This is a genomic window from Pseudomonas sp. ME-P-057 (genome assembly GCF_030208975.1).
Lineage (GTDB): Bacteria > Pseudomonadota > Gammaproteobacteria > Pseudomonadales > Pseudomonadaceae > Aquipseudomonas > Aquipseudomonas lutea.
In genome coordinates this window covers 1-9,822 of the sequence record NZ_JARVSX010000057.1, presented here as the reverse complement: position 1 = coordinate 9,822, position 9,822 = coordinate 1, and the positions used below count along the sequence as shown (strand labels likewise).

The 9,822-nt window shown below is 60.8% G+C and carries 9 protein-coding genes and 1 tRNA gene; 1 reads left to right on the top strand and 9 read right to left on the bottom strand.

The features are described 5' to 3' along the window. Window positions 1-223: 223 nt before the first annotated feature. From asd to leuC, 4 genes are all read right to left on the bottom strand, one after another. A complete protein-coding gene (gene asd, locus QRN48_RS24960) occupies window positions 224-1,336 on the bottom strand; it encodes an aspartate-semialdehyde dehydrogenase (RefSeq protein WP_285354069.1) in 1,113 nt (370 codons plus the stop codon). Between the two features lie 82 nt (window positions 1,337-1,418). Further along, the gene (leuB, locus tag QRN48_RS24955; RefSeq protein ID WP_191943675.1) at window positions 1,419-2,501 is read right to left on the bottom strand and encodes a 3-isopropylmalate dehydrogenase; all 1,083 of its coding nucleotides are present in this window, start codon (window positions 2,499-2,501) and stop codon (window positions 1,419-1,421) included. 172 nt (window positions 2,502-2,673) lie between these two features. After that, complete coding sequence (gene leuD, locus QRN48_RS24950; protein ID WP_191943674.1) at window positions 2,674-3,318, bottom strand: 3-isopropylmalate dehydratase small subunit; 645 nt, start codon at window positions 3,316-3,318, stop codon at window positions 2,674-2,676. A gap of 10 nt (window positions 3,319-3,328) precedes the next feature. Next, window positions 3,329-4,753, bottom strand: coding sequence for a 3-isopropylmalate dehydratase large subunit (gene leuC / locus QRN48_RS24945; protein WP_191943673.1), 1,425 nt, complete (start codon window positions 4,751-4,753; stop codon window positions 3,329-3,331). Window positions 4,754-4,909: 156 nt separating this feature from the next. Between leuC and QRN48_RS24940 the strand changes: the two genes are divergently transcribed. Continuing rightward, complete coding sequence (locus tag QRN48_RS24940; protein ID WP_285354066.1) at window positions 4,910-5,797, top strand: LysR family transcriptional regulator; 888 nt, start codon at window positions 4,910-4,912, stop codon at window positions 5,795-5,797. Window positions 5,798-6,536: 739 nt separating this feature from the next. Here the strand turns inward: QRN48_RS24940 and QRN48_RS24935 are convergent. The 5 genes from QRN48_RS24935 to QRN48_RS24915 form a co-directional block, all read right to left on the bottom strand. Next, window positions 6,537-6,980: an Hsp20 family protein gene (locus QRN48_RS24935; protein WP_285354065.1), complete on the bottom strand. Its 444-nt coding sequence runs from the start codon at window positions 6,978-6,980 to the stop codon at window positions 6,537-6,539. A 117-nt stretch (window positions 6,981-7,097) separates the two neighbouring features. After that, on the bottom strand, window positions 7,098-8,057 hold the full coding sequence (locus QRN48_RS24930) for a tRNA dihydrouridine synthase (protein ID WP_285354063.1): 960 nt from the start codon (window positions 8,055-8,057) through the stop codon (window positions 7,098-7,100). Between the two features lie 75 nt (window positions 8,058-8,132). Next, complete coding sequence (locus QRN48_RS24925; RefSeq protein WP_037009333.1) at window positions 8,133-8,573, bottom strand: acyl-CoA thioesterase; 441 nt, start codon at window positions 8,571-8,573, stop codon at window positions 8,133-8,135. Between the two features lie 313 nt (window positions 8,574-8,886). Next, the gene (locus QRN48_RS24920) at window positions 8,887-9,426 is read right to left on the bottom strand and encodes a TetR/AcrR family transcriptional regulator (RefSeq protein WP_285354061.1); all 540 of its coding nucleotides are present in this window, start codon (window positions 9,424-9,426) and stop codon (window positions 8,887-8,889) included. 215 nt (window positions 9,427-9,641) lie between these two features. Continuing rightward, window positions 9,642-9,717 (bottom strand) — tRNA-Glu (locus QRN48_RS24915). Window positions 9,718-9,822 lie beyond the last annotated feature (105 nt).

The window sequence follows — 9,822 nt, the reverse complement described above, 5'->3', positions numbered from 1 at the left end:
GCGGCGAGAGCGCCGTCAGGGCATGGATGCCCGTTCGGCGCGGGCCCACGGAGCGGGGCCGGAGTGAAGGAACCCGACGGAGTCGGGCCAAACCGAGAGCACAAGCCCTTGGTTACTTGGGGCTTTATCAAGTAACTCGCCGAAGGCGAAACGTCTGCCCTTAGGCAGACGTTCTTGATCCTGGCGTACTAAGCCACGCCGCAGGTCTAGCGCGAACGCAGGATTACCGCTCTAGAAGAATCCGAAGCATCCGCCGCAACGGCTCAGCCGCGCCCCACAGCAACTGGTCACCCACCGTAAACGCCCCCAGATACTGCGAACCCATGTTGAGCTTGCGAAGACGCCCTACCGGAATATTCAACGTGCCGGTCACCCACGTCGGGCTCAACTCCTGAATGCTCGCCTCCCGATTGTTCGGCACCAGCTTCACCCATGGATTGTGCTGGCTGATCAGGCCTTCGATGTCAGCGATGGGCACATCTTTGTTCAGCTTGATGGTCAACGCCTGACTGTGGCAGCGCATGGCGCCGATGCGCACACAGATGCCGTCGACCGGAATCGGGCTCTTGAAGCGGCCGAGGATCTTGTTTGTCTCGGCCTGGCCTTTCCACTCTTCCCGGCTCTGACCGTTCGGCAGCTCTTTGTCGATCCACGGAATCAGGCTGCCGGCCAGCGGCACACCGAAGTTCTCGGTCGGGAAACCCTCGCCGCGCATGGCGTCAGCCACCTTGCGGTCGATGTCCAGAATCGCGCTGGCAGGGTTGGCCAGTTCATCCGCCACCGACGCATTGATCGCACCCATTTGCTTGATCAGCTCGCGCATGTTCTGCGCGCCTGCACCGGATGCCGCCTGATAGGTCATCACGTTCATCCACTCCACCAGCCCGGCCTCGAACAGCCCGCCCAGGCCCATCAGCATCAGGCTGACGGTGCAGTTGCCGCCGATGTAGTTGCGGGTGCCCGCGTCCAGCTGCTGGTCGATGACCTTGCGGTTGACCGGATCAAGGATGATCACCGCATCGTCCTGCATGCGCAGGGAAGAGGCAGCGTCGATCCAGTAGCCCTGCCAGCCGGCTTCACGCAGCTTGGGGAACACTTCGTTGGTGTAGTCGCCGCCCTGGCAGGTCAGCACCACGTCGAGGGTCTTCAGCTCATCAATGCTGTAGGCATCCTTGAGCGGCGCCACGTCCTTGCCCACCGACGGGCCTTGGCCACCGACGTTGGAGGTGGTGAAAAAAACCGGCTCAATGAGATCGAAATCCTGCTCTTCCAGCATGCGCTGCATGAGCACGGAACCGACCATACCGCGCCAACCGACCAGACCTACACGTTTCATCGCAACTACACCTTAATTAAAAGTGGGGCCTCGGCTGCCGAGAACCAACAGGGCTCAACCGGACAGCCGTGGGCCCGAGATATTACAGATTGCGCAGCGCGGCGACTACGGCATCGCCCATTTCCTGCGTCCCGACCCGGGCGTTGCCTTCGGACCAGATGTCACCGGTGCGCAAGCCTTGATCGAGGACCAGGCTCACGGCTTTTTCGATGGCCTCGGCGGCGGTGTGTTCGTTGAAGCTGTAACGCAGCATCATCGACACCGACAGGATAGTCGCCAGCGGGTTGGCCACGCCCTTGCCGGCGATGTCCGGCGCCGAACCGTGGCAAGGCTCGTACATGCCCTTGTTGTTCGAATCCAGCGACGCCGAAGGCAGCATGCCGATGGAGCCCGTGAGCATCGACGCTTCGTCGGAGAGAATGTCGCCGAACATGTTGTCGGTGACGATGACGTCGAACTGCTTTGGCGCGCGGACGAGTTGCATGGCGGCGTTGTCGACATACATGTGGCTCAGTTCCACGTCCGGGTAGTCCTTGGCGACCTGTTCCACGACTTCACGCCAGAGTTGACTGGACGCCAGCACGTTGGCCTTGTCCACCGAGCAGAGCTTTTTGCCACGCAGGCGGGCCATGTCAAAGCCGACACGGGCGATGCGACGAATCTCGCTCTCGCTGTACGGCAATGTGTCGTAGGACTGACGCTCACCGTTTTCCAGTTCGCGGGTGCCGCGTGGGGCGCCGAAGTAGATGCCGCCGGTCAGCTCGCGAACGATCAGGATGTCCAGGCCGGCAACGATCTCGGGTTTCAGGCTTGAGGCATCAGCCAGTTGAGGATAGAGAATGGCCGGACGCAGGTTCGCAAACAGGCCCAGTTGCGAGCGGATCTTCAGCAGACCGCGCTCGGGGCGGATGTCACGGTCGATGGCGTCCCACTTCGGACCGCCCACCGCGCCCAGCAACACCGCGTCAACGGCACGGGCCCGCGCCAGGGTTTCATCTGCCAGCGGCACGCCGTGCTTGTCGATGGCTGCGCCGCCGATAACGTCGTGGCTCAGTTCGAAACCCAGCTGGTATTTCTCGCTGGCCAGTTCCAGCACCTTGACCGCCTCGGCCATGATTTCCGGACCGATGCCATCGCCTGGGAGAATCAGAATCTGCTTGCTCATAACGTCCTCGTTTCAATAAGTGCATCGGCGCCCGATGAGCGCCGATTGTATAAGCAGGTGCCATGCCGTCTGTAGGAGCCGGCTTGCTGGCGAACAGGGTGTGTCAGACTCACTTTTCATACCTGACCCAACAGATTCGCCAGCAAGCCGGCTCCTACAGACCGCTCATCAATCACGCATCCCTGAACAGCCAAGGCTGCGAAGCGCGGTGCTTGCTTTCAAACGCCGCGATCGCCTCGCCGTCCACCAGCGTCAGCCCAATATCGTCCAGGCCGTTGAGCAGGCAGTGCTTGCGGAAGGCATCGATCTCGAAGCGATAGACCTTGCCGTCTTCACGGGTCACGGTCTGCGCCGCCAGGTCCACGTTCAGCTGATAACCCGGTGTGGCCTCAACCACCTTGAACAGCTCATCGACTTCGCTTTCGCTCAAGATGATCGGCAGCAAGCCGTTCTTGAAGCTGTTGTTGAAAAAGATGTCGGCATAGCTTGGCGCGATGATGCTGCGAAAGCCGTACTCTTCCAGTGCCCACGGCGCGTGCTCGCGACTGGAGCCGCAACCGAAGTTTTCGCGGGCCAGCAACACGCTGGCGCCCTGGTAACGCTCGGCGTTGAGCACGAAGTCCGGGTTGCGCGGGCGTTTGGAGTTGTCCTGATAGGGCTGGCCCACATCCAGGTAACGCCACTCATCAAACAGGTTGGGACCGAAACCGGTGCGGCGGATCGACTTCAAGAACTGCTTGGGGATGATCTGATCGGTGTCAACGTTGGCGCGGTCCAGCGGAGCGACAAGGCCGGTGTGTTGAGTAAAAGGCTTCATGCTGGGCTCCTTATGCTTGGCTCATGGTGCGAACGTCGACGAAATGGCCGTTGACCGCTGCTGCAGCCGCCATCGCCGGGCTCACCAGGTGCGTGCGGCCGCCGGCGCCCTGACGGCCTTCGAAGTTACGGTTGGAGGTCGACGCGCAATGCTCGCCGCTTTCCAGGCGATCCGGGTTCATCGCCAGGCACATCGAACACCCGGGTTCGCGCCACTCGAAACCGGCTTCGATGAAGACCTTGTCCAGCCCCTCGCGCTCGGCTTGTTCCTTCACCAGCCCTGAACCGGGTACCACGATCGCCTGCTTGATGGTCGAGGCCACCTTGCGGCCTTTGGCGATGTCTGCTGCGGCGCGCAGGTCTTCGATCCGCGAGTTGGTGCAGGAGCCGATGAACACGCGGTCGAGCTGAATATCGGTAATCGCCTGATTGGCTTTCAGGCCCATGTATTTCAGTGCACGTTCGATGGATCCCCGCTTGACCAGGTCGGCTTCCTGCGCCGGGTCCGGCACATGCTGGTCGACAGCGATGACCATTTCAGGCGAAGTGCCCCAGCTGACTTGCGGTTTGATCTGGGTAGCGTCCAGCTCGACCACCGTGTCGAACACCGCGTCTTCGTCGGACACCAGGTCCTTCCAGGCTTCCACCGCGGCGTCCCATTGCTCGGGAGTCGGCGCGAAAGGACGACCCTTGACGTAGGCGATGGTCTTTTCGTCGGTCGCCACCAAACCTACGCGGGCGCCGGCTTCGATGGACATGTTGCAGATGGTCATGCGGCCTTCGACGGACAGATCGCGGATGGCGCTGCCGGCGAATTCGATGGCGTGGCCGTTACCGCCGGCGGTGCCGATTTTGCCGATAATCGCCAGGACGATGTCCTTGGCCGTCACGCCGAACGGCAGCTTGCCTTCGACTTTGACCTGCATGTTCTTCATCTTCTTGGCAACCAGGCACTGGGTTGCGAGGACGTGTTCGACTTCCGAAGTGCCGATGCCGTGCGCCAGCGCGCCGAATGCGCCGTGGGTCGAGGTGTGGGAGTCGCCACACACCACGGTCATGCCCGGCAAGGTCGCGCCCTGCTCCGGACCAATGACGTGAACGATGCCCTGACGTACGTCATTCATTTTGAATTCGGTGATGCCGTACTCATCGCAGTTGTCGTCGAGGGTCTTGACCTGCAGACGCGACACCTGATCAACGATGGCATCGACGCCGTCCTTGCGGTCGGGCGTGGTCGGCACGTTGTGGTCAACGGTGGCAACGTTGGCGTCGATGCGCCAGGGTTTGCGGCCGGCCAGACGCAAGCCTTCGAACGCCTGGGGCGAGGTCACTTCGTGAATGATGTGACGGTCGATGTAGAGCAGCGCCGACCCATCGTCGCGCTGCTTGACCAAATGCGAATCCCAGAGCTTGTCGTAGAGCGTTTTGCCGGCCATCAGACGGTTCCTCATCAGCGTATTTCTATGCCCCGGCCAGCGATGTCACGATGACACCGTAAAGACCCTCGGCTTGTGGGGGGCAATGCTATGGAATATGGTTAAATAACTCAAATTCATATTTTTCATGCTTTGCATAACCAACAGGAATCCGAGATGGATCTGGCCAACCTCCATGCTTTTATCGCCATTGCCGAGATGGGCAGCTTCTCCGCAGCGGGTGAGCGCCTGCACTTGACTCAGCCTGCGGTCAGCAAGCGCATCGCCGGATTGGAGCAGCAGCTGGACGTGCGCCTGTTTGACCGGCTGGGCCGCGAAGTCAGCCTGACGGAGGCGGGCCGTGCCCTGCTTCCGCGTGCTTATCAGATTCTCAACGTGCTCGATGACACCCGGCGGGCGCTGACCAACCTCACCGGCAAGGTCACCGGTCGCCTGACTCTGGCCACCAGTCACCATATCGGCCTGCACCGGCTGCCGTCATTACTGAGGGCTTTTACCAAGGCTTATCCGGAGGTCGCTTTGGACATTCAGTTTCTCGATTCGGAAGTGGCCTACGAAGAGATTCTGCACGGTCGGGCAGAGCTGGCAGTGATCACCCTCGCGCCCGAGCCGCACGCGCTCGTCAAAGCAGTGGAGGTCTGGGACGACCCGCTGGACTTCGTTGCAGCGCCAGAGCACCCGCTGGCCACTCAGGCCAATGTCAGCCTGGCGGACATCGCCCGCTACCCTGCGGTATTTCCCGGCGAAAATACCTTCACGCATCACATCGTCAGTAAATTGTGTGAAGCGCAGGGCCTGAAACCAAATATCGCCATGAGCACCAATTACATGGAGACGATCAAAATGATGGTGTCCATCGGGCTGGCCTGGAGCGTGCTCCCCCGCACCATGCTGGACGAACAGGTCACGCCGATCCCGCTGCCGGGCATCCAGCTGCGCAGGCAGTTGGGCTATATCGTCCACACCGAGCGCACGTTGTCCAACGCAGCGCGTGCGTTCATGGCATTGCTTGATGCGCAGATGGCACAGCCGGAACAACCGTAAACGCCTTAAGCACGCCGAAAGTTGTGTGCCTTGTACAGGCCCATGGCAGGAGCGCGCTTGCCCGCGAAGGCATTTTGCCTGTGACGAATTAACCGCCTGACCTGATGGGTTCGCCAGCAAGCCGGCTCCTACGGACCTCATCCGGGCCCTAATTCGTAGGCGATACGCAGATCCACTGTAGGAGCGCGCTTGCCCCCGAAGGCATTTTGCCTCTGACGAATTAACCGCCTGACCTGATGGGTTCGCCAGCAAGCCGGCTCCTACGGACCTCATCCGGGCCCTAATTCGTAGGCGATACGCAGATCCATTGTAGGAGCGCGCTTGCCCGCGACGGCATTTTGCCTGTGACGAATTAACCGCCTGACCTGATGCGTTCGCCAGCAGCCGGCTCCTACGGACCTTATCCGGGCCCTAACTCGTAGGCGTTAAGCAGATCCATTGTAGGAGCGCGCTTGCCCGCGAAGCATTTTGCCCAGTGAGGAATTAGTCGCCTGAGCTGATGCGTTCGCCAGCAAGCCGGCTCCTACGGACCTTATCCGCGCCAAGAATCATGGCCATTGCACAGACCCACTGTAGGAGCGCGCTTGCCCGCGAAGGCATTTTGCCTATGAAGAATCAATCGTCTGACGCCCTGCATACGCGGGCAAGCGCGCCACGACATTGGTTGCGTGGATGGTGATTCGTGGCTGAACGCGCAAAAAAAGGCGCCCAGCAGGGCGCCTTCTTGCCTGACTCGGTATCAGTGAGCCAGCGCTTTCTGGGCATTGATTTCGATGCGTTTTGGCTTGGCTTCTTCAGGCACCAGACGCAGCAGGTCAATGTTCAGCAGGCCGCTGGCCAAAGCAGCGTTTTTGACCTCGATGTGGTCAGCCAGGCGGAACGACAGCTTGAAGGCACGCTGGGCGATGCCCTGATGCAGGAAGGTCACGCCTTCTGCCGTGTTCTCGCGCTTGCTGCCAGTGACGGTCAGCACGCCCTTCTCGACTTGCAGCTCCAGATCTTCCTCCTGGAAACCCGCCGCCGCGATGACAATGCGGTATTGGTCGTCAGCGTGTTTCTCGACGTTGTAGGGAGGATAGCTGCTGGCCGACTCGTTGCGGGCCGCCGATTCGAACAGATCGTTGAAGCGGTCAAAGCCAACCGAGTGACGGAACAGTGGAGCCAGGGAAAATGCAGTAGTCATTTGAAAATCTCCTGATAAATCAGCAAGTGGTTATCTCCGCGACCCGACTTCGGCATCGCGTAATCCCAAAATAGGGACGGCCATTTACGTTTCAAGAGTCGCTCACAAAAAATTTTTTCAGGCAGCTTCCGGCACCTTCGCACCCAGCATCAGGCTGATCCGCTCGCAGTCGGTTTCACGGCGTAACGCGTCGAAAAGCACGGTGGCTTCCGGGTAGCTCTTGGTCAGCAACACCACCCACTGTTTGAGCCGGCCCGGTGCCTGAACGCGGGTCATCTTGGCCATCGCCTGCAGCCAGAAATCACGCAAGAGCGGCTGCAATTCAGCCCACGTCATGGCCACCACCTCGCGTCCGGCTTGCGCAGCGGCAATCTGTCGGCCCAGGTCAGGGCGCGCCACCAGACCGCGACCGATCATGATGTCGCGGGCTCCGCAGATCTCGCGGCAGCGTCGCCAGTCCTCAACGGTCCAGATTTCGCCATTGGCGATGATCGGGATTTTAACCACGTCCTGAATCTTGCCGATCCACTCCCAGTGCGCAGGCGGTTTGTAGCCGTCAACCTTGGTGCGGGCGTGAACCACAATGTGCTCGGCGCCGCCGGCTTCCAGCGCACGCGCGCAGTCCAGCGCCGGTTCGGTGCTGTCGTAGCCCAAGCGCATCTTGGCGGTGACCGGAATGTGCGCGGGCACGGCACGGCGGACATGGCTGAGGATGTCGTGCAGCAGCTCCGGTTCCTTGAGCAACACCGCGCCGCCCCGGGACTTGTTGACGGTCTTGGCGGGGCAACCGAAGTTTAGATCAATGACCGGCGCGCCCAGCTCGGCCGCAAAGGCTGCGTTCTCGGCCAGGCACACCGGATCCGAACCCAGCAGTTGCACGCGAAGCGGAACGCCGGCGCGGGTTTTCGAGCCCTGCAGCAGTTCAGGAGCGAGTTTGTGGAAGTAATGCTCCGGCAGCAGGCGTTCAGTCACCCGAATGAATTCGGTGACGCACCAGTCGATACCGCCGACCTGAGTCAGCACGTCGCGCAGGATGTCGTCGACCAGACCTTCCATGGGCGCCAGAGCAATTTGCATGGGTCACACTCGAAAAAAAGTCCGGCAGTTTACGCAGAGGCCGGCGGATTGGATACGGTTTACGCGCGCCGGACGTCAGGTGACTGCGCCGTGTAGCCCGCGAGCGTATCCGTCGATGAACTCGACAGGCATGCGCTTTGGCTTGCCCGACGACAGTTCAATGCAGACAAAAGTGGTTTGTGCGCGCAGCAGCGTGACGCCGTCACTGGGCCGTTTGAGCTGAAAGCGCCGGGTCATCTTCAAGCGCTGATCCCAGTCCACGATCCAGGTGGCCAGTTGCAATTCATCGTCCTGATAGGCGCTGGCCAGGTAGTCGATCTCATGCCGCACCACGGCCATCGCCCGGTCGAGCCGCCGGTACTCGCTCAGGTCCAGACCCAACTGCTGAGAATGCCGCCATGCACAGCGTTCCAGCCAGGTGACGTAGACGGCATTATTGGCGTGGCCCAGGCCGTCGATGTCCTCTTCCCCGACCTGCAGGTCAATTACAAACGGCGTTGCCAGATCCCAGACCATCTCTTCCCTGCCCTTTTCACTTGATCGTGCGGGCAGTGTAATCAAAAGCAGCGGACAAACCGATGACGGTCTTGCTTCGCCGGACTCACGGGGTGTTCACACGTGCATCTTCCCGGCTGAAGCCGGTCCCACTGACCTACCGCATGCATTCAGTGGGACCGCGCGCCTTTGGTGGTACCGGCTTTAGCCGGGAAGGCATCGGATGTCACACCGCCAAATAGATAGAGGGTGCCTGCCGTCACACCGCCAAATTGAGGGTGAATGCGCTGGCCTCTTCCCGGCTGAGGCCGGTCCCACAGTGGCGCTGCGCGCCTCAGAGCACCGCTGATTTGGCCGCCCTGAGCACTCGATCCGACAGTTCGCTAGGCCCCAGGGCTCTGGCGAGCGCCAGACCACCGACCATCAAGGCGATATCGGCCAAGGTCTTGTCGGCCTCTTCAGGGCTGGCGGCGAGCTGCGCCACCATTAGCTCGACATGCTCCGACAAAGCGTCGCGAAAATCTTCGGATAACCGCGTCATCTCCCCTATCGCCGTCGGCAGCGGGCACGCGTGCTCCTGAGCGTCACGGTGCCTGCGCGACAGGTAAAACGCCGCCAACAGCGCGCGCCGCTCCTCGCCCGGCAGTCGATTGTCGATGCTTGCGACCATCTCGCGGCGCTCAGCCAGCAACTGGCTGAACGCTTCAAGCATCAGTGCCTCCTTGCTGTCGAAATGGGCGTAGAAACCGCCCACGGTCAGCCCGGCAGCGCCCATGATCTCGCTCACGCTGGGTTCGACCGGCCCACGGGCAATGAGCGCAGTGCTGGCAGCAATGAGAATACGTTCTCGGGTGAGTGCTTTTTTATCGTTCATGTCCGCCTCCCGGATGATGACGATAATATTATCTTCATCATCTGCATTGGCAAGGACGATTCCGGCTTTTGAGATGGACGACAGGTGGGGTGCGCACGCAGCGGGGCAGTACAAAGAGGGACAACACGCTGGACGCACGCAGAACGGCAGGTCCGAAAAAACAAAAGGGCCATTCAATAATCGAATGACCCTTGGTCTCGCAGAGCGAGAAATCGTGGCGTCCCCTAGGGGACTCGAACCCCTGTTACCGCCGTGAAAGGGCGGTGTCCTAGGCCACTAGACGAAGGGGACGCAAAACCTTCAGTCAGGTTTGTCGCGAACAATGACAAACCCTGGCGAAATTGGTGGAGCTAAGCGGGATCGAACCGCTGACCTCCTGCATGCCATGCAGGCGCT